Genomic DNA, 22,810 nt, shown 5'->3' with positions numbered 1-22,810 from the left:
TCTCTCTCCGTTCAGGCCAGCATGTTGCCGGAAATGATGATGCGTTGAATTTCCGAGGAGCCCTCATAGATGCGCATGATGCGCAGGTCGCGGGCGATCCTCTCGATGGGGAAGTCGCGGGTATAGCCATAGCCACCGTGCAGTTGCAGCGCGGTGTCGGCGATGCGGCCAGCGGCCTCGCTGGCAGCCAGTTTCGCCATGCTGGAGGCAAGCGAGAAACGCCCGCCGCCATGATGCGCCGCCTGCCGCTGACGGGCCGCATCCTGCGACAGAAGCAGCGCCTGACGATAAGCCAGACCCATATCGGCGATCATCCAGCGGATGCCCTGCCGGTCGGTCAGGGCTTCGCCGCCGATCACCCGATCCTTGGCATAGGCGATGGCCGCCGTCATCGCCGCCTCGGCAAGGCCCAGGCATTGCGCCGCGACCTCGATACGGCCGTTGTCCAGAACCTGCATGGCGGTGCGGAAGCCCCTGCCCTCTTCGCCCAGCAGCGCGTCTTGCGGCAGGTGGCAGTCGAGGTTCAGGGTAAAGACATGCCCACCCTTCAGCCCCATGGTTTTTTCCGGGGCGCCTGGCTCCAGTCCCGCCGTGCCCTTGGGCAGGATAAAGGCCGAGATGCCGCGATGCGCCTTTTCTGGGTCGGTCACGGCATAGACCACGATGAAATCCGCCACCCCACCATTCGAGATGAAGCATTTCGTGCCCTTGAGGTGCCAGCCGCTGTCGGTGCGACGGGCGCGGGTCTTCATATCGGCAGGGTCCGAGCCGGCAGTCGGCTCGGTCAGGGCAAAAGCCCCCAGCGCCTCGCCACTGGCCGCCTTGGGCAGCCATTCCTGTTTTTGCGCTTCTGACCCGCCCAGCAGGATCGAGTCGGTCGCCAGATAATGCGCCGTCAGCGCCGAGCCGGTCGAGCCGCAGGCCCCCGCCACGATCGCCACCGCCCGCAAAAGCGCCGGCGCCGAAATACCGCTGCCGCCATATTCCTCGGGCAGGTTCGCGCCCATCATTCCCGCCTCGCCCAACAGGGCAAGCTGGTCGTGAACAAAGGCCGAGGTCTCGTCGGTCTCAGCCGCCTTCGGGGCGATCCGTTCGGCGCAGATGCGTTCGAGCACGTCGCAGAACAGCCGTTCCTCTTCGGCCAGCATGTGCCAGTCGTCGCTCATGCGGGTTCCTCCAATCCAAATTCGCGCAAGATCGCGGCGCGGTCGCCGCCAAGGCGCGGGGCCGAGGTCTCGGCCACCGGTTTCTCTCCGTCAAAGCGCACCGGCTGACCAATGGTCGGGGCCTGACCCAGCACCGGATGCGGCAGGCGGCTGACCAGACCGCGCATCACGGCATGCTCGTTGCCGGCAGCCTGAGCGATGTCCCAGATCGGCGCAGCGGGCAGCCCGACCGAGGCAAGCCCCGCAACGGCTTCCTCGGTGGTCAGCCGTTGCGACCACGCCTCGATCAGCGCCTTCAACGCCGGTTCATGCGTGGTGCGGCTTTCGTCACTGGCAAAGCGCGGGTCGTCGGCAGCCTCGGGCGCGCCGATCAGCGTGGCCAGCGCGGCGAATTGCTTGCCGTTCAACACCGCGATCACCACCTGTCCGTCGGTCGTGGCAAAGCAGCCGAAGGGTGTCGAAAGCGGATGGCGGTTCCCCACCCGCTGCGGCAACTGACCGGCATAGAAATGCAGCGCGTGGCTGGTCGTCAGCATGGAAAACAGCGCATCATACATGGCCACGTCCAGCGTGGCGCCCTCGCCGCTTGCGCCTCTTTGCACCAGCGCGGCCATGATCGACCAGCTTGCAAACAGGCCCGCGATCAGATCGGCGATGCTCTCGCCGGTCTTCAGCGGTGCGCCGCCCTCTTCTCCGGTGCCGGCCATCAGGCCCGACATAGCCTGCACCACCAGATCATAGGCGGGCAGGTCGCGGAACGGTCCCTGCTGGCCAAAGCCCGAGATCGAGCAATAGATCAGCCGCGGGTTTTCCGCCCGCAATGTCTCGGCGCCCAGTCCCAGACGGGCGGCAACGCCCGGGCGAAAGTTCTCGACCACAACATCGACGCGCGCGGCAATGGCTTTCGCCAGCGCCAGATCCTCGGGGACCTTCAGATCCAGCGCAAGACTTTGCTTGCCGCGGTTGTTCAGCGTGAAAAGCGCGCTTTCGCCATCCTTGAACGGGCCGATATGGCGGTAATCGTCACCCGAGGGCGGCTCCAGCTTGATGATCTCGGCACCCAGATCGGCCAGAAGCGCGGTGCAATACGGGCCCGCCAGCACGCGGGACAGGTCCAGCACCTTGATACCCGAAAGCGGCTTCATGCGCGCAACTCCGGTGCCAAGGTGGCCAGACGATCAAGGATCGCCGCAAGTGTCTGACGCAGCGGTCCGGCCTTTTCGTCGTCATAGGCAAAGGGCAGCGCCTCGCTGACCAGATGGGTGGATTGCGCCAGCTCCATCTGGATCGCATGGACGCCCTGTTCGGGCTGGCCGTAATGCCGCGTTGTCCAGCCGCCCTTGAAGCGTCCGTTCAACACGTGGCTGCGACCCGTAGCGGCGCAAAGTTCGAATGTCGCCGCCTCGATCCGGGGATCGCAACTGGCGCCGCTGTTGGTGCCTATATTGAAATCCGGCAACACCCCCTCGAACAGAAACGGGATCGCTGAGCGGATCGAGTGGCAGTCGTAAAGAATCGCCACGCCATGACGCGCCCGCACCCGCTGGATTTCGGCCGCCAGCGCCGCGTGATAGGGAGCGTGAAAGCGGGCCTTGCGGTCGGCGATCTCATCTGCCGTCGGCTCGCTGGTCCAGATCGGCTGGCCGTCGAAATCGGTGACGGGGACAAGGCCGGTGGTGTTTTGGCCGGGATAAAGGCTTTCGTCCTCGGGCCCGCGATTGGCGTCGATGACATAGCGGTGAAACGTGGCCCGCACCGTGGTCGCGCCGGGCAACAGCCCGTCATAAAGCCGATGGATGTGCCAGTCGGTATCGGCCAGCGTCCGGCCACGCTCGTTCAGCCGGGCGCGGATCCCGTCAGGCAGATACGTCCCTGTGTGCGGCAGGCCAAGGATGACCGGGCTGTCGCCACTGTGAACTTCGACAGCACTCACGCGCGCACCTCGTCCAGAAGATGCCCGGCGACAACCCCCACCAGCACACCTTCGCGGATCAGCCGGGCCGATTCGACAAGATCGGGGGCAAGATAGCGGTCCTGCTCCAGCGCCGGCACCGTCTGGCGCAGCGTGGCGATCACCGCCTGCAAAGGCTCCGAGGTCGCCAGGGGTGCGCGGAACTCGACCCCGGCGCTGGCGCAAAGCGCCTCGATGCCCAGGATCTGCGCAAGGTTGGCGTTCATGCGCTTCAGCCGCCGCGCGCCATGGGCGGCCATGCTGACGTGGTCCTCCTGATTGGCCGAGGTCGGCGTCGAATCGGTCGAACAGGGCGTCGCGAGATGCTTGTTCTCGCTCATCAGCGCGGCGCTGGTGACCTCGGCGATCATCAGGCCCGAGTTCAACCCCGGATCGGGGGTCAGGAAGGGCGGCAGGTCATGGCTCAGCGCCGGATCGACCATCAGCGCGATGCGGCGCTGGGAAATCGCGCCCATTTCGGCAAGCGCCAACGCGATCTGGTCGGCAGCAAAGGCCACCGGCTCGGCATGGAAATTGCCGCCCGAGACGATGAGGTCCGCGCCGACCAGCACCAGCGGGTTGTCGGTGGCGGCATTGGCTTCAATTTCCAGCGTGCGGGCGGCCTGCCACAGCAGGTCGATGCAGGCGCCGGTCACCTGAGGCTGGCAGCGGATGCAATAAGGGTCCTGCACGCGGGTATCGCCCTCGCGATGGCTTTCGCGGATTTCGCTGCCATCCATCAAGGCACGGATGGTGCGGGCAGCCACGATCTGGCCACGATGACCGCGCAGGGTATGGATTTCGTCAAGGAAGGGCGCAGTCGAGCCCATGATGGCGTCGGTCGAAAGCGACGAGGTGACCAGCGCCGCCCGGGCGGAGGCAAAGCCGTCGAACAGCCCCGCCAGCGCAAAAGCGGTCGAGACTTGCGTGCCGTTGATCAGCGCCAGTCCCTCTTTGGCGGCCAGCACTACGGGCGAAAGGCCAGCGGCGGCCAGCGCCTCGGCCGAGGGCATCTCGCGCCCCTCATAGGTGGCACGGCCCTCGCCCAGCATGGTGGCGGCCATATGCGCCAGCGGCGCAAGGTCGCCGGACGCGCCCACAGAACCCTGCGCGGGGATTACCGGCAGGACACCCTTGGCCAGCATGGCCTCGATCAGCGCAATCACTTCGGGACGCACGCCCGAGGCACCGCGCCCCAGAGACAACAGCTTCAGCACCATGATCAGGCGCACCGTCTCGGGCTCGACCGCCTCACCCACGCCGCAGCAATGCGACAGGATCAGGTTGCGCTGCAGGGTCGCCGTATCCTCGGTCCTGATCTTGATCGAGGCGAGTTTGCCAAACCCGGTATTCACGCCATAGACAGGCACATCGCCATTGGCGGCAGCCTCGATCCGCGCGGCGGATGCGGCGATGCCGGGACGGGCGGAATCGGCCAGCCGCACGGCCAGCCCCTCGCGCCAGACCCGCTCAAGCTGCGCGAGCGTGGTTTCTCCGGGGGTAAGGATCAGTTCAGACATGGTCGCCTCCGACGATGCGGGCATGAAGAGGATTAAAGCCAATGCGATAGGTCAGTTCGGCCGGATGCTGGATGTCCCAGACCGCCAGATCGGCGCGCATTCCGGGTGCAAGCCGACCCCGATCCGCAAGTCCCAGCGCTCGGGCGGCATGGCAGGTCACCCCCGCCAGACACTCGGCCGGCGTCATGCGAAACAGCGTCGCACCCATGTTCATGGTCAACAGCAGCGAGGTCAGCGGCGAGGTGCCGGGGTTGCAGTCCGTCGCAAGCGCGATCGGCACGCCGGCCGCGCGCAGCGCCTGCATCGGCGGGTATTGCGTCTCGCGCAGGGTGTAAAAGGCACCCGGCAGCAGCACTGCCACGGTGCCGGCGGCAGCCATGGCATCCACGCCATCCTGCCCCAGATATTCCAAATGGTCCGCCGACAGCGCACCGTGCTGCGCCGCCATCGCCGCGCCGCCCAGATCGGAAAGCTGTTCGGCATGCAGCTTGACCGGCAGGCCCAGCCCGGCGGCGTGATCAAAGATGCCGGCCATTTCCTCGCGCGAGAAGGCGATGCCTTCGCAGAAACCGTCGACGGCGTCGATCAGCCCCTCGGCATGGCCGCGATCCATTCCGGCAATCACCACCTCGCGGATATATCCCGCGCGGTTGTCCTTGTATTCCGGGGGCAGTGCATGGGCGGCCAGCCAGGTGGTGCGCACCGTAACCTTGCGAACCTGTCCGATACGGCGGGCAACGCGCAGCATCTTCAACTCGCTGTCGATATCCAGCCCGTAGCCCGACTTGATCTCCAGCGTGGTCACGCCCTCGGCCAGCAGCGTATCGACGCGTGGCAGGGCGCGCGCCAGCAAGGTCTCTTCATCGGCCTCGCGCGTGGCACGGACGCTGGACAGAATGCCGCCACCCGCCCGCGCGATCTCTTCGTAAGAGGCGCCTTCCAGCCGCATCTCGAACTCGCGGGCACGATCACCGCCAAAGACGATATGGGTATGGCAATCGATCAGGCCCGGCGTCACCAGCCGCCCGCCAAGATCGCGATGCGTCGCATCTCCGTAACGCGTGGGCAGATCCGATTCTGAGCCGACCCAAGCGATTCGCCCATCTTCGATTACCAGCGCCCCTTGCTCGATCAGGTCATAACCACCTGATTCTTCGTTCATCGTCACAAATCGCGCATTGCGAAGAAGCTGCATCGGATCGCATCCCGGATTGATTTCTCGGTCGTTCTATGTCTAAACTTAATTAATCTCTATGTCTAAACTTATTTTGACGCAAAGAAGGGCGACAGGATGACTGTGATCTGGGCAGAGCGGGCCTTGTTGCCCGATGGATGGGCAGAAAATGTGCTCGTGACGGTCGATCAGGGCCGAATCGCGACGGTCGAGAAAGGTGCCGCGCCGCAGGGCCATCGCGTCGGGCTGCTGCTGCCTGCCATGGCGAACCTGCACAGCCATGCCTTTCAGCGCGCGATGGCCGGCCTGTCCGAAGCCAAGGGACCCGAGCCGCGCGATACATTCTGGACCTGGCGGCAGATCATGTATCGCTTTCTGGACCACCTGACGCCCGAGGATGTCGAATCCATCGCGGCCCTGGTGCAGATGGAGATGCTGGAGGCCGGCTATGCCACCAATGTCGAATTCCACTATCTGCACCACCGCCCCGGCGGCGCGCATTACGACAATATCGCCGAGATGGCCGAACGTATCGCGGCCGCCGCCGGCCGCACCGGCATCGGCCTGACGCTTTTGCCCGTCCATTACCAGTTCGGCGGCGTGGATCGCCGGGCGCTCGCCCCCGGCCAGAACCGCTTCGGCACCACGCCCGAGGAATTCCAGCGCCTGCTGGACGCCTCTGAAACCGCGTTGCGCAACCTGCCGGCCGATGCCGGCATCGGTGTCGCGCCGCATTCGTTGCGCGCCGTCAGCCCCGAGGCGCTGCAAGCCTGCGTGGAACTGCGTCCCGGCCGGCCGCTGCACATGCATCTGGCCGAGCAGATCCCCGAGATCGAGGAAATCAGCGCCGCCTATGGCCGCCGCCCGGTGGAATGGCTGCTTGAGAACTTTGCCCCCGACCAACGCTGGACACTGATCCACCTGACCCACATGACCGAGGACGAAACCCGCCGCCTTGCCGCCACCGGAGCCGTGGCAGGGCTTTGCCCGATCACCGAATCGTCCTTGGGCGACGGCACCTTCAACGGCACGATCTGGGCCGAGGACAAGGGCCGTCTTGGCTTTGGCTCGGACAGCAACATCCGCATCTCGCTGGTCGAAGAGCTTCGCACGCTGGAATACAGCCAGCGCCTGCGCGACAACGGACGGGCGATTCTGGCGGAACCCGGACGCTCGACCGGGCGGGTGCTGTACGAGGCCGGGCTTGACGGGGGCGCCACGGCGGCGGGGCGCGAAACCGGGGCGATCCGTCCGGGTCTTTGGGCCGATCTGGCTGCGGTCGATCTGCGCAACCCGGTCATGGCCGGCCGCAAGGACGACCAGCTTATCGACAGCCTGATCTTTGCCGGCCATGATGGGCTGGTGCGCGATGTCTGGACCGCCGGCCGTCATGTCGTGACCGAGGGCAGGCATATGGACCATGACGCCATCATAGGCGATTACCTGGCGACCATCGCCCGACTTCAGGACCGCATGTGACCGAAAGAAGCTCCTCCAAAGCGCAGATCATCGCCAGCGAAGTGCGCCGCCGCATTCTGGATCGCGAATGGCGGCAGGGCGACCGCATCCCGGACGAAGCGGCCCTGGCCGTCGAGTTCGGCGTCGCCCGCGCGACGGTGAACAAGGCCCTGCAACTGCTGGCCGAAGAGGGGCTTCTGGACCGCAAACGCCGCGCCGGGACCCATGTGACGGTGAACCCGGCGCGCAAGGCGACCCTGACCATCCCCATCGTGCGCGAACAGATCGAGCAGGCGGGGATGGAATACAGCCACCGCGTCATCGCACAAAGGCGTGGCCCGCCGCCGGCCGAGATCGCCGCGCGCATGGCCCTGCCCGAGGACGCAGAGCTGATCCACCTGCGCACCGTCCATTACGGCGACGACAAGCCCTTTCAGGCCGAGGATCGCTGGCTCAACCCCGCCGCCGCACCCGGCGCCGAGACGGTGGACTTTCAGCGCATCACCGCCAACGAGTGGCTGGTCAGGAATTTTCCCTGGCGTCATGCGGACATGGCCTTCTCGGCCGAGAACGCCAGCGCCAGCGACGCGCGCCTGCTGGAGACCCGGCAAGGCACCGCGCTGCTGATCCTGCAGCGCACCACGTTCAACGATCTGGGCGCCATCACCTCGGTCCGGGTGGCCTTTCATCCCGGCTATGCCATGATCGCAACGCACTAAGGGTTGCGCCCGCTTCACTTTGTGCGGCCCTTGGCCTAAGACAGCGGCCAATCCCAATAAGGAAATTCCATGGCCAGCGCCAATCTCAACATCATGATCAAGGCCGCGCGCAAGGCGGGCCGCAGCCTCGTCAAGGACTTCCGCGAGGTCGAGAACCTGCAGGTCTCCGTCAAGGGGGCCGGCGATTTCGTCACCCGCGCCGACCGCGAGGCCGAGCGCATCATCAAGGAAGAACTGCGCACCGCCCGCCCGAATTACGGCTGGATCGGCGAGGAAACCGGCGAAGAGGCCGGCGAGGACCCGACCCGGCGCTGGATCGTCGATCCGCTGGACGGCACCACCAACTTCCTGCACGGCCTGCCGCATTGGGCCGTCAGCATCGCGCTGGAGCACAAGGGCGAAATCGTCGCCGCCGTGGTCTTTGACGCGGCCAAGGACGAGCTGTTCACCGCCGAGAAGGGCGACGGCGCGTTTCTGAACGACCGCCGTATCCGCGTCTCGGGCCGCCGTCAGATGATCGAATCGATCTTCGCGACCGGCGTGCCCTTTGCCGGACGGGGCACACTGCCCGCGACCCTGCGCGACCTGTCCCGGCTGATGCCGCTGACTGCGGGCGTGCGACGCTGGGGCGCGGCTTCGCTGGACCTGGCCTATGTCGCGACCGGCCGGTACGAGGGCTATTGGGAACGGGGCATCAAGTCCTGGGACGTGGCCGCCGGCATCTTGCTGGTGAAAGAGGCGGGCGGCTTTGTCGAATCGATCCGCTCTGAAGAAAGCCCGGTCGAATCGGGCTCGATCGTTGCCGCAAACACGCAGCTTTTCGACGAGTTCGCAGCAATAGTGCGTCAGCGGGACTGAGCCCCGCTTGACCTTTGCCGCGGGCAAGGGCATGGCCGGGACTTCACCCCCGGGATTCGCGCCATGCCCAACAACCGCCAGACGGGGCCGCTTATGGCCCCGGCAGCCCGCCCGCCTGCCGTTCCCCCACCGCTTGCCACGCCCCCGCAAAGCAAGGACAGGCAGGGCACAGCGGTCCTGATGATTTGCGCCTCGGCGCTGATCTTTGCCGCGCAGGACGGCATCTCGCGCTATCTGGGCGCGGCCTATTCGCCGATTTTCATCATCATGCTGCGCTTTTGGTTCTTCGCGGCATTCGTGATCCTGCTTTGCGCCCGGGCGCCGGGGGGCCTTGCCCGCGCCGTGCGCTCCAAACGGCCATGGACGCAGGTGTTTCGCGGCGTGCTGTTGGTGGCCGAAGTGGTGGTCACGGTCGAGGCCTTCGTGCGGCTGGGGCTGATCAACACCCATGCGATCTTTTCCTGCTATCCGCTGTTGATCTCGGCTTTGTCGGGACCTTTCTTGGGCGAAAAGGTCGGCTGGCGCCGCTGGGCGGCGGTCGGGGTGGGCTTTACCGGCATCCTGATCGTTCTGAAGCCCGGCAGCGGCGCACTGAGCACCGATGCTGTGCTGCCCTTTGTCGGCGCGGCCATGTTCGCGGTCTATGGGCTGCTGACCCGGTTGGTCGGACGCGATGATTCGGCCATCGTCAGCTTTTTCTGGACCGGCATCTCCGGGGCTGTTGCCATCACCCTGATCGGCATCTGGCATTGGGAGCCCATCGCCGGGCCCGACATCCCCTGGCTCTTGCTGCTATGCCTGACCGCGGTGATCGCGCATTTCATGCTGATCAAGGCCTATGAACTGGCAGAGGCCTCGGCCTTGCAGCCCTTCTCCTACACGCAACTGGTCTGGGTCAGCATCTTCGGCGTGGTGATCTTTGGCGAAACCCTTGCACCAAACGTCGCCGTCGGCGGGCTTATCGTCGTCGGCGCGGGTATGTTCACCTGGTGGCGCTCTCGCCAGCGCGAGCGGGCCGGGCCGAGTTGACCGGCGCGGCGCTGGCCTCGGTGATCGGCACCGGACCCAACACCTCGGCCAACACGCCGCCCGCAGCATAGCCCGCCAGCGTGCGCAGAGCCATCACCGGCCGGGCCGAGTTGGCCAGACGGATCGGCGGCGGCGCGGGCGCGGGCTTCATGCCGCCCCCGGTTAGGTCCCAGCTTGGCACCAGCGGCACTGGCTGGCCCTTGATACGCGCGCGATAGATCGGCAGCGCCTCGGCCACGCGCATGACATAGTTGCGCGTCTCGTCAAAGGGGATCATCTCGACCCAATCCACGGGATCGACCTGCCCGCGCAGATCGCCGAATTCGGTAAGCCAGCGCGCCGAGCGTCCGGGTCCGGCGTTATAGCCCGCCGCGACCAGCGCGACCGAGGGACCAAAGCGTTCCCGCAACCCAGCCAGATAGGCCGCCCCCAACCGCGCGTTATAGGCGGCATCGCGGGTCAGCCGCGCCTGTTCGAACGGCTCGCCGATGCGCCGCGCCATCGAACGCGCGGTGTCGGGCATGACCTGCATCAGCCCCAGCGCCCCGGCATGCGAGGATACGGTATGATTGAATTCGCTTTCGCGCCGGGCAATGGCCATGACCAGCTCGGGCGGCAGGCCCAGTTCGGTCTGCTCCAACCCGGTCAGCGGGAAATACGCCGCCGGATAAACCGCGCCCTTGGCAGCGGCGGCCTTGGCCAGCCGCAGCGCATGCCATGGCTGGCGTATCTCCAGCATCATGCGCGCCATGCGGCCGATATCCTCGGGCTCGGCGGTTTCGGCAAGATGCAGAAAGAACCGCTGGGCCTGATCCGGCTGCCCCGCAGCCATCAGCCAGACGCCCGCCTGCCAGACCACATTGGAACGCAGGGACGAGCCGCGCCAATCCGGCAGGCTGTCCTCGCCTCGCCCGGCCAAGGCAAGCGTCGGCTGCATCGGCAAGCCCAACCGTTCCGCGGCAAGCTGACCATACCAGGCCGATTGATATTCGGCTGCGCGGCCATAGGCGGCCTCGGCCCCGGTGCCGTCGCCCTTGCTTTCCAGCGCCCTGCCCTGCCAGTAATGCGCGCGGGAAAGCGAGATGGGGCTGGCCACCGCCTTTTCCAGCGTTCGGAAATGGTCCAGCGCCCGGTCAGGCGCACCCCCACGCAGGGCAGCATAGCCCGCAAGCCACTCCAGATCCGAATAGGCGTCGCTGCCCGCAGGCAGGAAATGCCCAGCCGCCAGTTTTTCGGCCAGCGCCCAATCCCCCTGCCGCAAGGCGAGCCGCGCATAATCCGCGCGCTTGCCGGCCCAGGCGGCCGGGTCACGCAGCGCCTCGGCGCTGGTCGAGCGTTCCAGCATCAGGTCGCGCGCCAGTTCGGGCATCTTGGCCCAGACCCGCCAGCGAAAGCGGTCAAGCGCCAACCCTGCATCATTCCGCTGGTCGTCGGGTAAGGCGAGGATCAGCGCATCCACCCCCGCCTGCCCCGATTGCAGCGCCAGCCGGGCGCGGCCCAAAGCCTGCGCCGAAGCCGAAGCCATGGGTAGCACGACCTGCGCCGCCTGCCATTCGCCCAGATCCAAAAGCCGCATCAGCCGCGCATCGTGCAGATCGGCAACGGCAGCACCATGGGCAGCCAAAAAGCTATCGGCCTCGGGCTTTGTTAACGCCTGCTGGGTCCAAAAGCGGGCGATCTCGATCTTCGCGGCCTGCAGGTCGGTCACCTCCAGCGCCGCGATCAGCGCCATGGCGCCGTTCAGCGTATCTGGGCGGCGTTCGCCAAACCACGTGATCACCTCGGCAGGCGGCAGATCTGCGCGCAGCACCGCATCGCCGCGCTTCCAAAACAGCGCCATCCCCGGCCAATCACGGTTGCGGGCGGCAAAGTCGCGATACTCCGCCCAACTGCCCTGCCCAGCCCGCAGCCGCTGCCACAGGATCAGGTCGCGCGCGATGGGGCCCGAGGCCTCGGCCTCGGCCGCAGCCGCCGGCCAGTCGCGCGCTGCCGCCGCCTGCAGCGCGCGGGACAAGTGACCCCCATCCTCGGCCCCGGCCGGAAGGGCCAAGGTTACGGCAAGGGCCAGCACCGGCCCCAGAATCCTGTCGCGCAAAGGATACATCATGGCTGCATTTCTGCGAGGTTCCGCCGGGCGGCGCAACTCACATCCTTGGCAATCGCCGCGCCCGCATGTAAGCCGCCGTAAGAGGCAAATTCAGGATACCCCCATGTTCAGAGGCTCGTTGCCCGCGCTGGTCACGCCATTCACCCCGGATGGGGAGCTGGATCTCCCCGTGCTGGAAAAGCTTGTCGAGTGGCATGTCGAGCAGGGCAGCCACGGGCTGGTGCCAGTCGGCACCACCGGCGAAAGCCCGACGCTGAGCCATGAAGAGCACCGTCTGATCATCGAAGAGGTCGTGCGCATGGCGGCAGGCCGCATTCCGGTCATCGCCGGCGCCGGTTCGAACTCGACGCGCGAGGGAATCGGTCTGGTACAGCATGCGCAGGCTGCAGGCGCAGATGCGGCACTGGTTGTGACCCCCTATTACAACAAGCCGACCCAGGCCGGGATGATCGCGCATTACACCGCGTTGCACGATGCCAGCGACCTGCCGATCATCATCTACAACATTCCCGGCCGCTCGGTCGTCGACATGCTGCCCGAGACCATGGGCGAACTGGCCAAACTGCCGCGCATCATCGGCGTCAAGGACGCGACCGGAAAGCTCGAACGCGTTTCGATGCAGCGTGCCGCCTGCGGCACGGATTTCGTCCAGCTTTCGGGCGAGGATGCGACCGCGCTTGGCTTCAACGCACATGGCGGCACGGGCTGTATCTCGGTGACGGCAAACGTCGCACCAAAACTCTGCGCCGAGTTCCAGGAGGCGACTCTGGCCGGCGATTTCGCAAAAGCCCTGGATTATCAGGACAGGCTGATGCCGCTGCATGTGGCGATCTTCCTGGAGCCCGGGGTTGCCGGGGCAAAATACGCCATGTCGCGGCTGGGACTGTGCAACGAACGTGTGCGCCTGCCACTGGTCGAACTGACTGATGCGACCAAGGCCCGCATCGACGAAGCACTCGCTCATGCCAAGCTGATCTGAGCGCATCACGACAAACAAATCTAAAGACGAGGGGGCGGTTATCCGCCCCTTTTCATATCATGACCCAGCCCGGCAGCCGCAGCCGGGGGCTTTGCGCCCCCGGACCCCCGCAGGATATTTAAACACAAAAGAACATGACGAGATAACGACCAGTCCCTCCGCTTCTTTCGTGCTTAAATATCCTGGGGGAGCGCGGAACGCGCGGGGGCAAAGCCCCCTGCAGACTAGCCGTTCGGCCGATCCCCTGCGCGGCGATCCACCAGACTTTCCTTGTCCGGGTCGCAGAAGGTTGCCCAGTCTTTGCCCGGCGACGGGCGGGGCAGTTCATCGCGGCTCCATCCCAGGTGCATATGCGCCTTGGCAATAAAATAGCCGGTGACTGGGGCAGTCAGGAACAGAAACAGCGTAATCAGCAGTTCATGCCAGGTCAGATGGCCATGCCGTGCCGGAAACCAGATCAACGAGGCGATCAGTACTGCGCCCACTCCCAGCGTTGCCGATTTCGTCGGCGCATGCAGCCGGGTCATGGGATCGGGCAGCTTGACCAACCCATAAGAGCCGACAAGCCCGAAAAACCCGCCCACCACCAGCAGAACCGAGACGACGATTTCCGCGATCATACCCGCCCCCTATTCGATGATGTCGCCGCGCAGGACGAATTTCGCATAGGCCACGGTCGAGATAAAGCCGACCATGGCGAACAGCAGCGAGGCCTCGAAATACATCGTGGTGCCCTTGTCGATGCCAAACAGCGTCAGAAGCGCGATCATGTTGATCGCCATGGTGTCCAGCGCCAGCACCCGATCCGACAGGCCCGGCGCAAAGACCACGCGATAAAGGCAGAACAGCAGCGCCAGACCGAAGCAGCCATAAGCGAAAAACAGCGCGTATCCGATCATTCGAAGATCTCCTTCAGCCGGGCCTCGTAGCGGGTCTTGATCTCGTCCAGCACCGCATCCGGGTCGGGGGCGTGCATGGCGTGGACCAGCAGCGCACGGCCGTCCTCGGACAGGTCGCAACTGACGGTCCCCGGGGTCAAGGTGATGGTCGCGGCCAGGGCCGTGATCGCCTCGGGCTGGCGCAGGTCCAGCGGCACGACGATCCATGCCGGTTGAAGCGCGCGGCGCGGCATGAACAGCACGATCCGCGCGACAGCGAAGTTCGCCTTGGCTATGTCCCATAGCACGATGGCCAGATAGGCAGGAATCCTGCCGGGGGCACGAAAGCCCTTTGCACCCGGCCAATAGGGCGCAGTGATCAGCGGCACCACCACGCCGATGATCGCGGCAAAGACCAGCGAGCCGACGGCCCAGCGATTGACCAGCGCCATCCAGACCAGAACCAGGGTCACGGAAAGCCAGGGATGGGGCAGCAGGCGGCGGATCATTTCGTGCCCTCCTGCCCTTCCAGCACCGCAGAGACATAGGCGTCGGGGTTATGCAGTTGAGCGGCCGTCGCCTCGGCAAAGCGCATGACCGGCCCGGCAAAGGCGGTCAGGGCCACGATCCCCGACAACAACAGCACGACCGCGGCCACGGCCAGCCAATTCGCCGGCGCATGGGCGAGGTTGGGAGTGTGCTCGTCCCCCCTCTCCCTGAAATCGCCAGAAGGTCCGGCCTGTCCAAGCTCGGAGCTTTTCCAGAAAACGATCGTGCCGGCGCGCGACATGGCATAGATCGCGATCAGCGAGGTGGTCAGGATCGTCGCCCATATCCACAACATCGCCGGCGCCGTGCCCGTTGCCTGCATCACCAGCAGCTTGCCGATAAAGCCCGAAAACGGTGGCATGCCCACCACGGCTATGGCCACGACGAAATAAAGCGCCGCGATCAACCCATTGCCGGGCATCACCCCGCCCAGCCGCAGCCACAGATCGCCCCGGCGCACACCGATCATGTCCACGATCAGAAACAGCGCACCCGCCGCCAGCGTCGAATGGATCAGGTAATAGACCGCCGCCGAGGTCCCCTGCGGCGTAAACTGCGCCACCGCGATCATCAGCGTGCCGATAGAACCGATGGCGGCAAAACCGGCGAGCCGTCCCAGATGGCGCGTGCCAAGGATGCCGATCTGGCCGATGGCCAGCGTGAACAGGGCCGCCGGCAGCAGCAGGTCGGCCACAACGCTTTCGATTGCCGTGTCCTGCGGAAAGACCAGCGTGAAAAAGCGGATGATGCCATAGACCCCGACCTTGGTCATGATGGCAAACAGCGCCGCCACCGGCCCCGGCGCATTGGCATAGGTCGAAGGCAGCCAGAAATGCAGCGGCACCAAGGCGGCCTTGATCGCAAAGACCAGCATCAACAACACCGCGCCCACGCGCAACAGCGCCGTGTCCTGTGCGGGCATCGCCGCCACGCGCACCGCCATATCGGCCATGTTCAGCGTGCCGGTAACCGAATAAAGCACCCCCAGCGCCACCAGAAACAGGGTCGAGCCGGCAAGGTTATAGGCGATATACTGGACGCCGGCGCGCAGCCGCATCTCTCCTCCGCCATGGATCATCAACCCATAGCTGGCGATCAGCAGTATCTCGAAAAAGACGAACAGGTTGAAGGCGTCTCCGGTCAGGAAGGCCCCGCAGACCCCCATCAACTGGAACTGCCAAAGGGCGTGGAAATGCCGACCCTTGCCGTCCCAGCCCGAACCCACGGCATAAAGCTGCACCGCCAGCGCCAGCACCGCCGTCAACAGCAGCATCAGCGCCGCCAGCCGGTCCAGCATCAGCACGATACCGAAGGGCGCCGCCCAGTTGCCGAGGCGATAGACCTGCACCTCTCCGCTGCCCGCCAGGACGTTGAGGTAAAGCGCGACCGCCATCAGAAGCGTGGTCCCGGTAATCGAGAAAACCCGCTGCAGCAGCAGGTCCTGACGCATCCACAGGATAATCAACGCGCCCATGACGGCAGGCAGAACGACGGGGGCAATGATCAGGTGGCTCATGCGCCCTTGTCCTCTGCGGCGGGTGGGTGATTTGGGGGCACGCGGTCGCCGCGCGGCATGTCGACGCGGTCGTCGCCGCCTTCCAGAAAGGCCCCCAGCGCCATCATCAGCACCACGGCCGTCATCCCGAAGGAAATCACGATGGCGGTCAGCACCAGCGCCTGCGGCAGCGGGTCGGTATAGACACCGCCATCGTGCAGAACCGGCGGCGCGTTCACCACCAGCCGCCCGGTAGAGAACAGGAACAGATTGATGGCATAGCTGAGCATGGTGGTGCCCAGAACAACGGCAAAGCTGCGCTTGCGCAGGATCAGATAAGTCCCCGCCGCAGTCAGCATTCCGATCGCACTCGACAGCAGAAGTTCCATCAGGGCCGGGCCTCCTTGCTGGGGTCGATATCCATCGGGTGCAGGTTCACCGTCTCGCCCGCAACCCTTGCGATCCGCGACAGCGAGTTCAGCGCCAGCATCACCGCGCCGACCACGCACAGGAACACGCCCAGATCAAAGCCCATGGCCGAGGCCAGCTCGAATTCCTCGATCCCGGGCAGCTTCACATAGCCATAGGTCGATGTCAGGAACGGCAGCCCGGCGAACCATGCCGCGATGCCGGTCAGCCCGGCGGCCATGACCCCGGCGCCGATCAGGGCGTGATAGTTGATCTTTTGCCGCTCTTGCGCCCAAGCATAGCCCGAGGCCATGTATTGCGACACCAGCGCGACGGAAATCACCAGCCCGGCGACAAACCCCCCGCCCGGCATGTTGTGGCCGCGCAGGAAGATATAGAGTCCGACCACCAGCGACACCGGCAGGATCAGCCGCGTGACGACGACCAGCATCAGTGGATGACGGTCGCCGGCGCGGCGGCTGTCGTGCAGCCAGTTGCGCAGCCGCATCCCGCTGGTCCCCGCCAGCAGCGTCTCGGTCAGGGCAAAGATGGTCAGCGCGGCAATCCCCAACACGGTGATCTCGCCAAAAGTGTCATAGCCGCGGAAATCGACCAGAATGACGTTGACCACGTTGTCGCCGCCGCCCAGCTTGTGGCTGTTCTTGATCATATAGTCCGAGATCGACGGAAAGGCGAAATCGCTGCGCATGACCGCATAGGCCAGCGCCCCGAACCCCAGCCCCGTCACCGTGGCGATAAAAGCATCAACGCCGCGCTTGCGGTCGCGGCTTTCGATTCTGGTGAACTTGGGCAGGAAGTTCAGCGCCAGCAACAGCAGGACTACCGTAACCACCTCGACCGAGATCTGGGTCAGCGCAAGGTCGGGTGCGGACAGATAGATAAAGCTGACCGACACCATCAGCCCGATGATGCCGACCAGAACCAGCGCAAGGATGCGGTGGCGGTGAAATGCCACCATGCAGCAGGTCGCCACCATCAATGCCATCCAACCAACGAACGGCACGGGTTGAACCGGCAGCATCGGCCGGGTCGCACCCTGATAGCCCCCGGTCGAGAATGCCCAAAGCCCGCAAAGCACCACGGTCAGCGAAAAGGCGGCAAAGGCCCGCGACATCGAACCGTTGGTGAGCCGGTCGGTAAAGACCATCGCCGCGCAAGTGCAGGCGCGGGTGATGGCGTCGAAAATGACCTTGGCCTCGGGCCAGGCAATGGCGGCACGCAGCGCCAGCAGGCGGCGGTTCAGCACCAGCAGCACCACCCCACCGACCAGCGCGGCAATGGACAACATCAGCGCCGGCGTCACGCCATGCCACAGTGCCAGATGCGGATGCTGGGCCGCGCCGGTGACGGCACTGGCCGAGACCTCGACCAGCCATCCGGCCATGGTGTCGGGAAACAGTCCGATCAGAACCACCAGCACCACCAGAAACGCCGGGGCGGACCACAGGCCAAAGCCGGGATCATGCGGCTTTTCCGGATAATCCGTGCGCTGCGGCCCAAGGAACACCTGCCCGACGAAACGCAGCGAATAACAGACCGAGAACACTGCCCCCAGCGTCGCCATCACGAAGATGAGGCTGGGATTGCCCTGCCAGACAGCCTGGGTCGCCTGTTCCAGCATCAGTTCCTTTGACAGAAAACCGTTCAGCGGCGGGATGCCCGCCATGGAAAGCGCCGCAATGGTGCCGATGGCGAATGTCACAGGCATCAGCCGGCGCAGGCCCCCCAGCCGGGCAATCGAACGCGTGCCGGCCTCGTGGTCGATGATGCCGGCGGTCATGAACAACGCCGCCTTGAACACCGCGTGGTTGATGATGTGAAAAACCGCAGCCACCGCCGCCGCCTCGGTGCCAAAACCCAAAAGCATGGTGATCAGGCCAAGATGCGACACGGTGGAAAAGGCCAGCAGCGATTTCAGGTCGTCGCGGAACATGGCGATCCAGGCCCCCAGCACCATGGTCACAAGTCCCGTGGTGGCGACGATATAGAACCACTCGGGCGTGCCCGACAGCACCGGCCACAGTCGCGCCATCAGGAACAGCCCGGCCTTTACCATGGTCGCGGAATGCAGATAGGCCGACACGGGCGTCGGCGCGGCCATCGCATGGGGCAGCCAGAAATGAAACGGGAACTGCGCCGATTTGGTGAATGCCCCCAGCAGGATCAGGATCAGCGCCGGTAAATAATAAGGGCTGGCCTGCACCGCCTCGCGCGCGGTCAGAATGTCGCCGATGTCAAAGCTGCCGGCGATATTGCCCAGGATCAGCATGCCCGCGATCATGGCAAGCCCGCCCATGCCGGTCACGGTCAGCGCCATGCGCGCGCCCTGCCGCCCCTCGGGCAGATGCTTCCAATAGCCGATCAGCAGGAACGAGCTTAGCGAGGTCAGCTCCCAGAACACCAGCAAAAGCAGGATGTTGTCCGACAGTACGATTCCCAGCATCGCGCCCTGGAACAGCATCAGGTAGGTATAGAACACACCTGCCGGATCCTTGCTCGACAGGTAATAGCGCGCATAGGCAATGATCAGCAGACCAATTCCCAGAATCAGGATGCCGAACAAAAGGCCCAGCCCGTCGATGCGGAAATGCGCGTTCAGCCCCAGCGAGGGCAGCCATGCGAAACGCGCCGTCACCACCTCGCCCGCCATGATGGCCGGGATGTGCAGGCACAGTCCCAGCAGGGCGATCAAGGTCGCCGTGGCGCTGGCCATCGCGGCGATATCGCGTCCCGATCGGATCAGCAGTCCGGGCAGCAGGGCCCCGATGAACGGAAGCACGGCGATCAGTGCTGGCGACATGGTCCCTCGTTCCTTTTCGTGCCCCTCTGTTCCCGATGGGCGCCGGCGATGTCAAGCAGATGACAAAGCCGCTAGGCGATGTTCGCCTTTCGTGCTAACGCTTGCCTAAAAATGGGAACAGGTATGAAGATCATCGGCATAGACCCCGGTCTGCGGAATATGGGCTGGGGGGTGATCGCGGTGGATGGGCCGCGCCTGCGGCATCTGGGCAACGGCGTCGTCCATTCCGAGGCGGGCGATCTGGGTCCGCGGCTGGCCGCGCTTTATCGCGGGCTTTGCGCGGTCATCGCCAGCCACACCCCCGATGCCGCGGCAGTCGAGCAGACCTTCGTCAACAAGGACGCCCTTGGCACGTTGAAGCTGGGACAGGCCCGTGGCATCGCCCTGCTGGCCCCGGCCGAAGCAGGTCTGGAGATCGGCGAATACGCCCCGAACGCCGTCAAAAAGACCGTGGTCGGCGTGGGCCATGCCGCCAAGCAACAGGTCCAGCACATGGTCCGCTTCATGCTGCCGGGGGTCGAATTCGCCGGACCGGATGCGGCGGATGCGCTGGCCGTGGCGATCTGTCATGCCCATCATCTGCAGGGCCGCGCCCTGCGCATCAAGGCAACCGCATGAGGAACAGATCATGATCGGACGTATTGCCGGGGTGATCCTGCACCGGGCGCAGGACCATGTGCTGATCGACGTGCGCGGCGTGGGCTATATCGTCCATGTCAGCGAACGCACCGCCGCCAGCATGCCCCCTGCCGGGCAGGCCACCGCACTTTATACCGAATTGCTGGTGCGAGAGGATCTGTTGCAGCTTTTCGGCTTTCCCACGCTGCTGGAAAAGGAATGGCACCGGCTGCTGACCTCGGTTCAGGGTGTGGGCGCCAAGGTGGCGCTGGCGGTTCTGGGCACGCTGGGACCGGACGGGCTGTCCCGCGCCCTGGCGCTTGGCGATTGGTCCGCGCTGAGAAAAGCCCCCGGCGTCGGGCCGAAACTGGCACAACGCGTGGTGATGGAGCTCAAGGACAAGGCCCCCGCCGTGATGGCGTTGGGGGGCATGCTGACCGTCGATCCCGGCCCGCTGCCAGATGTCGAAGTGATCGAAGCAACCGCGACGCAGGCGGCGCCAATCAAACCGCTGCCTTCTTCGGCCCAGACGACGTCCGACGCGCTCTCGGCCTTGGGAAATCTGGGCTATGCTCCGTCAGAGGCCGCATCGGCCGTGGCCGAAGCCGCCGGTCGGGAACCCGGCGCACCAACTGCGACGCTGATCCGCGCGGCCCTGCGGTTGCTGGCCCCAAAGGAGTAAGACCATGATCGGAAACCTGCGCACCTTTATCCTCATGGCCGCCCTGACCGCGCTGGTCATGGCCATGGGCTGGCTGATCGGCGGTCAGGGCGGCGCGGTGATCGCGCTGGTGATCGCCGGCGCGGGCAACCTCTTCGCATGGTGGAACAGCGACAAGATGGTGCTGCGCCAACAGGGTGCCATGCTGGTCACACGCCAGCAGGCCCCCGAACTGGTCGACATGGTCGCGGCACTGGCGCAACGGGCGGGCATGCCCATGCCCAAGGTCTATGTGCTGGAAACCGAGCAGCCCAATGCCTTCGCCACCGGCCGCAACCCGGAAAACGCCGCGGTCGCGGTCACGCAGGGCATCATGCGAACCTTGAATCGCGACGAACTCGCCGGCGTGGTCGCCCACGAACTGGCCCATATCAAGCACCGCGACACGCTGACCATGACCGTCACCGCAACCATGGCCGGCGCAATCGCGATGCTGGGCAATATGCTGATGTTTTCGTCCATGTTCGGCGGGCGCAGCGACAATCGCGGCGGTGGGCTGGCAGCGATTCTGGCGATGATCTTCGCGCCCATGGCGGCGGGGATGGTGCAGATGGCGATCTCGCGTACCCGGGAATACGAAGCCGACCGCACCGGCGCTGAAATCTGCGGCCGGCCGATGGCGCTGGCCTCGGCGCTGGCCAAGATCTCGCGCGCGGCGGGTCAGGTGGTGAACATCCCGGCGGAGAAGAACCCGGCAGCAGCATCGATGTTCATCGTAAACCCGCTGCATGCGATGCGCATGGATCGGCTTTTCTCGACGCATCCGCCCACTGAAGAGCGGATCGCCCGCCTGCAAGCCATGGCCGCCTCGGGCGCGCCCTCTGCCGGCCCATGGGGCGGCCGATGAGCCAACCCGATCCCATGCTGCGCCCCGAGCCGCTGGAAACGGACAGCGAAGACCGCGCGCTGCGGCCCCAACGGCTCGAGGATTTCGTCGGTCAGGCCGAAGCGCGGGCAAACCTGCGCGTCTTTATCGAAAGCGCGCGCATGCGCGGCAAGGCCATGGATCACACCTTGTTCTACGGCCCCCCCGGCCTCGGCAAAACCACTCTGGCGCAGATCATCGCGCGCGAATTGGGCGTGAACTTCAAGATGACCTCCGGCCCGGTGTTGGCCCGCGCGGGCGATCTTGCGGCGATCCTGACCAATCTGGAAGCCCGCGATGTGCTGTTCATCGACGAAATCCACCGTATGAACCCGGCGGTCGAGGAAATCCTTTATCCGGCGCTGGAGGATTTCGAACTGGATCTGGTGATCGGCGAAGGCCCTGCCGCCCGGACGGTGCGGATCGAGCTGCAACCCTTTACACTGGTCGGCGCCACCACCCGGCTGGGCCTGCTGACCACGCCGTTACGCGACCGTTTCGGCATCCCGACGCGGCTGCAATTCTATACCATCGACGAGCTCGACCTGATCGTCAGCCGTGGCGCGCGGCTGATGGGCATCCCCGCCGAGTCTGCAGGCACCTACGAAATCGCCCGCCGCGCCCGGGGGACTCCGCGCATCGCCGGTCGTCTTCTGCGCCGTGTGATCGACTTCGCCTTGGTCGAAGGCGACGGGCGGCTTACCCGCGCCATCGCTGATTCGGCGCTGACCCGATTGGGCGTCGACCATATCGGTCTCGACAGCGCCGACCGCCGCTATCTGACGCTGCTTGCCGAGCACTATGGCGGTGGGCCGGTCGGGGTCGAAACGCTGTCGGCCGCCCTGTCCGAAAGCCGCGACGCTATCGAAGAGGTGATCGAGCCTTATCTGATGCAGCAAGGGCTGGTTAGCCGCACTCCGCGCGGCCGCATGCTGGCGCGGCTGGGCTGGCGACATCTGGGCGTCGATCCCCCCCGCACACAAGAAAGCCTGTTCGATGAATGATCTTGAAAATCGCATCCGCACCAGTTTCGACAGCCAGAGCATGATGCATACGCTTGGCGCGCAACTTGCTTCCATTGAGCCGGGGCGCATCACCATAGCAGCTCCGATCCTGCCGAGTTCATTACAGCAACATGGCGCGGGTCATGCAGGTCTGGCCTTCAGCATCGGCGATTCGGCAGCCGGCTATGCCGCGTTGACCCTCATGCCCGAAGGCGCCGAGGTCATGACGGTCGAGATGAAAATCAACCTGATGTCCCCGGCAACCGGCGAACGGCTCGTGGCCGAGGGGCGGGTGATCCGTCCCGGCCGACGCATCATGGTCGTTGCAGCCGATGTCTGGGCCGAGATCGGCGAAAACCGTAAACACGTCGCCATGCTTCAAGGAACGATGATCCCGGTCTGACAGCCGCACTTCCGCATTAGATTCTACGGCCGCGACCGGGGGCTTTGCGCCCCCGGACCCCCGCAGGATATTTGAACACAAAAGAAC

The 22,810-nt window shown here is 65.2% G+C and carries 22 protein-coding genes; 10 read left to right on the top strand and 12 right to left on the bottom strand.

The window, feature by feature from the left end:
* Positions 1-11 precede the first annotated feature (11 nt).
* The 5 genes from JWJ88_RS02615 to hutI are packed head-to-tail and all read right to left on the bottom strand — an operon-like array spanning position 12 to position 5,832.
* Positions 12-1,166: an acyl-CoA dehydrogenase family protein gene (locus tag JWJ88_RS02615; RefSeq protein ID WP_205294569.1), complete on the bottom strand. Its 1,155-nt coding sequence runs from the start codon at positions 1,164-1,166 to the stop codon at positions 12-14.
* A complete protein-coding gene (locus JWJ88_RS02610) occupies positions 1,163-2,311 on the bottom strand; it encodes a CaiB/BaiF CoA transferase family protein (protein ID WP_205294568.1) in 1,149 nt (382 codons plus the stop codon). Before JWJ88_RS02610 ends, JWJ88_RS02615 begins: the two co-directional genes overlap by 4 nt.
* Positions 2,308-3,099 (bottom strand): N-formylglutamate deformylase, encoded by a 792-nt coding sequence (gene hutG, locus JWJ88_RS02605; protein WP_205294567.1) that lies wholly within the window; start codon positions 3,097-3,099, stop codon positions 2,308-2,310. Before hutG ends, JWJ88_RS02610 begins: the two co-directional genes overlap by 4 nt.
* Positions 3,096-4,637, bottom strand: coding sequence for a histidine ammonia-lyase (hutH, locus tag JWJ88_RS02600; RefSeq protein WP_205294566.1), 1,542 nt, complete (start codon positions 4,635-4,637; stop codon positions 3,096-3,098). The genes hutG and hutH overlap by 4 nt, the downstream gene beginning before the upstream one ends.
* A complete protein-coding gene (gene hutI / locus JWJ88_RS02595; protein ID WP_205294565.1) occupies positions 4,630-5,832 on the bottom strand; it encodes an imidazolonepropionase in 1,203 nt (400 codons plus the stop codon). The genes hutH and hutI overlap by 8 nt, the downstream gene beginning before the upstream one ends.
* Before the next feature lie 96 nt (positions 5,833-5,928).
* Between hutI and JWJ88_RS02590 the strand changes: the two genes are divergently transcribed.
* The 4 genes from JWJ88_RS02590 to JWJ88_RS02575 all read left to right on the top strand — a co-directional run bounded on the left by JWJ88_RS02590 (position 5,929) and on the right by JWJ88_RS02575 (position 9,875).
* Positions 5,929-7,290, top strand: coding sequence for a formimidoylglutamate deiminase (locus JWJ88_RS02590; protein WP_205294564.1), 1,362 nt, complete (start codon positions 5,929-5,931; stop codon positions 7,288-7,290).
* Positions 7,287-7,988, top strand: coding sequence for a GntR family transcriptional regulator (locus JWJ88_RS02585; protein ID WP_205294563.1), 702 nt, complete (start codon positions 7,287-7,289; stop codon positions 7,986-7,988). The genes JWJ88_RS02590 and JWJ88_RS02585 overlap by 4 nt, the downstream gene beginning before the upstream one ends.
* A 69-nt stretch (positions 7,989-8,057) precedes the next feature.
* Positions 8,058-8,846, top strand: coding sequence for an inositol monophosphatase family protein (locus JWJ88_RS02580; RefSeq protein WP_205294562.1), 789 nt, complete (start codon positions 8,058-8,060; stop codon positions 8,844-8,846).
* Between the two features lie 63 nt (positions 8,847-8,909).
* Positions 8,910-9,875, top strand: a complete 966-nt coding sequence (locus JWJ88_RS02575; protein ID WP_205294561.1) for a DMT family transporter — start codon at positions 8,910-8,912, stop codon at positions 9,873-9,875.
* On the opposite strand, the gene JWJ88_RS02570 is transcribed toward JWJ88_RS02575, so the two are convergent.
* Entirely contained in the window at positions 9,829-11,982 is a 2,154-nt protein-coding gene (locus tag JWJ88_RS02570; protein WP_240200178.1) for a lytic transglycosylase domain-containing protein, read from the bottom strand. The genes JWJ88_RS02575 and JWJ88_RS02570 overlap by 47 nt on opposite strands.
* Before the next feature lie 103 nt (positions 11,983-12,085).
* On the opposite strand from JWJ88_RS02570, the gene dapA reads away from it, so the two are divergent.
* Positions 12,086-12,961 carry a 4-hydroxy-tetrahydrodipicolinate synthase gene (gene dapA / locus JWJ88_RS02565; protein ID WP_205294560.1) on the top strand — a complete coding sequence of 292 codons (876 nt, stop codon included), beginning with the start codon at positions 12,086-12,088 and terminating at the stop codon, positions 12,959-12,961.
* 224 nt (positions 12,962-13,185) lie between these two features.
* Here the strand turns inward: dapA and JWJ88_RS02560 are convergent, their stop codons facing one another.
* The 6 genes from JWJ88_RS02560 to JWJ88_RS02535 are packed head-to-tail and all read right to left on the bottom strand — an operon-like array spanning position 13,186 to position 19,112.
* Complete coding sequence (locus JWJ88_RS02560) at positions 13,186-13,581, bottom strand: Na+/H+ antiporter subunit G (RefSeq protein ID WP_205294559.1); 396 nt, start codon at positions 13,579-13,581, stop codon at positions 13,186-13,188.
* A gap of 9 nt (positions 13,582-13,590) precedes the next feature.
* Complete coding sequence (locus JWJ88_RS02555; RefSeq protein ID WP_205294558.1) at positions 13,591-13,860, bottom strand: K+/H+ antiporter subunit F; 270 nt, start codon at positions 13,858-13,860, stop codon at positions 13,591-13,593.
* Entirely contained in the window at positions 13,857-14,348 is a 492-nt protein-coding gene (locus JWJ88_RS02550) for a Na+/H+ antiporter subunit E (protein ID WP_205294557.1), read from the bottom strand. Before JWJ88_RS02550 ends, JWJ88_RS02555 begins: the two co-directional genes overlap by 4 nt.
* Positions 14,345-15,904, bottom strand: coding sequence for a monovalent cation/H+ antiporter subunit D (locus tag JWJ88_RS02545; RefSeq protein ID WP_205294556.1), 1,560 nt, complete (start codon positions 15,902-15,904; stop codon positions 14,345-14,347). The genes JWJ88_RS02550 and JWJ88_RS02545 overlap by 4 nt, the downstream gene beginning before the upstream one ends.
* Positions 15,901-16,272, bottom strand: coding sequence for a Na+/H+ antiporter subunit C (locus JWJ88_RS02540; RefSeq protein WP_205294555.1), 372 nt, complete (start codon positions 16,270-16,272; stop codon positions 15,901-15,903). The genes JWJ88_RS02545 and JWJ88_RS02540 overlap by 4 nt, the downstream gene beginning before the upstream one ends.
* Positions 16,272-19,112 (bottom strand): monovalent cation/H+ antiporter subunit A, encoded by a 2,841-nt coding sequence (locus JWJ88_RS02535; RefSeq protein WP_205294554.1) that lies wholly within the window; start codon positions 19,110-19,112, stop codon positions 16,272-16,274. The genes JWJ88_RS02540 and JWJ88_RS02535 overlap by 1 nt, the downstream gene beginning before the upstream one ends.
* A gap of 123 nt (positions 19,113-19,235) precedes the next feature.
* Here JWJ88_RS02535 and ruvC point away from each other — a divergent pair, with 123 nt between their 5' ends.
* Genes ruvC through JWJ88_RS02510 form a run of 5 tightly spaced genes read left to right on the top strand, consistent with a single transcriptional unit; the run spans position 19,236 to position 22,723 of the window.
* Positions 19,236-19,730, top strand: a complete 495-nt coding sequence (gene ruvC, locus JWJ88_RS02530) for a crossover junction endodeoxyribonuclease RuvC (protein WP_205294553.1) — start codon at positions 19,236-19,238, stop codon at positions 19,728-19,730.
* Between the two features lie 10 nt (positions 19,731-19,740).
* The gene (gene ruvA, locus JWJ88_RS02525) at positions 19,741-20,412 is read left to right on the top strand and encodes a Holliday junction branch migration protein RuvA (protein WP_205294552.1); all 672 of its coding nucleotides are present in this window, start codon (positions 19,741-19,743) and stop codon (positions 20,410-20,412) included.
* A 7-nt stretch (positions 20,413-20,419) separates the two neighbouring features.
* Positions 20,420-21,298 carry a zinc metalloprotease HtpX gene (gene htpX / locus JWJ88_RS02520; protein WP_205295099.1) on the top strand — a complete coding sequence of 293 codons (879 nt, stop codon included), beginning with the start codon at positions 20,420-20,422 and terminating at the stop codon, positions 21,296-21,298.
* Positions 21,295-22,320: a Holliday junction branch migration DNA helicase RuvB gene (gene ruvB / locus JWJ88_RS02515; protein WP_205294551.1), complete on the top strand. Its 1,026-nt coding sequence runs from the start codon at positions 21,295-21,297 to the stop codon at positions 22,318-22,320. The genes htpX and ruvB overlap by 4 nt, the downstream gene beginning before the upstream one ends.
* The gene (locus tag JWJ88_RS02510) at positions 22,313-22,723 is read left to right on the top strand and encodes a PaaI family thioesterase (protein WP_205294550.1); all 411 of its coding nucleotides are present in this window, start codon (positions 22,313-22,315) and stop codon (positions 22,721-22,723) included. The genes ruvB and JWJ88_RS02510 overlap by 8 nt, the downstream gene beginning before the upstream one ends.
* The last annotated feature ends 87 nt before the right edge of the window (positions 22,724-22,810 follow it).

It is taken from the genome of Paracoccus methylovorus (assembly GCF_016919705.1).
GTDB lineage: Bacteria > Pseudomonadota > Alphaproteobacteria > Rhodobacterales > Rhodobacteraceae > Paracoccus > Paracoccus methylovorus.
Note: the sequence above shows the minus strand (reverse complement) of the source record. Positions and strands in the feature narration are given on the sequence as shown.

What these genes read in the sequence shown, in the direction of transcription:
- JWJ88_RS02615 (WP_205294569.1), bottom strand. Translation starts at nt 1,166, where the DNA reads ATGAGCGACGACTGGCACATGCTGGCCGAAGAGGAACGGCTGTTCTGC.
- JWJ88_RS02610 (WP_205294568.1), bottom strand. Translation starts at nt 2,311, where the DNA reads ATGAAGCCGCTTTCGGGTATCAAGGTGCTGGACCTGTCCCGCGTGCTG.
- hutH (WP_205294566.1), bottom strand. Translation starts at nt 4,637, where the DNA reads ATGTCTGAACTGATCCTTACCCCCGGAGAAACCACGCTCGCGCAGCTT.
- hutI (WP_205294565.1), bottom strand. Translation starts at nt 5,832, where the DNA reads ATGCAGCTTCTTCGCAATGCGCGATTTGTGACGATGAACGAAGAATCA.
- JWJ88_RS02590 (WP_205294564.1), top strand. Translation starts at nt 5,929, where the DNA reads ATGACTGTGATCTGGGCAGAGCGGGCCTTGTTGCCCGATGGATGGGCA.
- JWJ88_RS02580 (WP_205294562.1), top strand. Translation starts at nt 8,058, where the DNA reads ATGGCCAGCGCCAATCTCAACATCATGATCAAGGCCGCGCGCAAGGCG.
- JWJ88_RS02575 (WP_205294561.1), top strand. Translation starts at nt 8,910, where the DNA reads ATGCCCAACAACCGCCAGACGGGGCCGCTTATGGCCCCGGCAGCCCGC.
- JWJ88_RS02570 (WP_240200178.1), bottom strand. Translation starts at nt 11,982, where the DNA reads ATGATGTATCCTTTGCGCGACAGGATTCTGGGGCCGGTGCTGGCCCTT.
- dapA (WP_205294560.1), top strand. Translation starts at nt 12,086, where the DNA reads ATGTTCAGAGGCTCGTTGCCCGCGCTGGTCACGCCATTCACCCCGGAT.
- JWJ88_RS02560 (WP_205294559.1), bottom strand. Translation starts at nt 13,581, where the DNA reads ATGATCGCGGAAATCGTCGTCTCGGTTCTGCTGGTGGTGGGCGGGTTT.
- JWJ88_RS02555 (WP_205294558.1), bottom strand. Translation starts at nt 13,860, where the DNA reads ATGATCGGATACGCGCTGTTTTTCGCTTATGGCTGCTTCGGTCTGGCG.
- JWJ88_RS02550 (WP_205294557.1), bottom strand. Translation starts at nt 14,348, where the DNA reads ATGATCCGCCGCCTGCTGCCCCATCCCTGGCTTTCCGTGACCCTGGTT.
- JWJ88_RS02545 (WP_205294556.1), bottom strand. Translation starts at nt 15,904, where the DNA reads ATGAGCCACCTGATCATTGCCCCCGTCGTTCTGCCTGCCGTCATGGGC.
- JWJ88_RS02540 (WP_205294555.1), bottom strand. Translation starts at nt 16,272, where the DNA reads ATGGAACTTCTGCTGTCGAGTGCGATCGGAATGCTGACTGCGGCGGGG.
- JWJ88_RS02535 (WP_205294554.1), bottom strand. Translation starts at nt 19,112, where the DNA reads ATGTCGCCAGCACTGATCGCCGTGCTTCCGTTCATCGGGGCCCTGCTG.
- ruvC (WP_205294553.1), top strand. Translation starts at nt 19,236, where the DNA reads ATGAAGATCATCGGCATAGACCCCGGTCTGCGGAATATGGGCTGGGGG.
- ruvA (WP_205294552.1), top strand. Translation starts at nt 19,741, where the DNA reads ATGATCGGACGTATTGCCGGGGTGATCCTGCACCGGGCGCAGGACCAT.
- ruvB (WP_205294551.1), top strand. Translation starts at nt 21,295, where the DNA reads ATGAGCCAACCCGATCCCATGCTGCGCCCCGAGCCGCTGGAAACGGAC.
- JWJ88_RS02510 (WP_205294550.1), top strand. Translation starts at nt 22,313, where the DNA reads ATGAATGATCTTGAAAATCGCATCCGCACCAGTTTCGACAGCCAGAGC.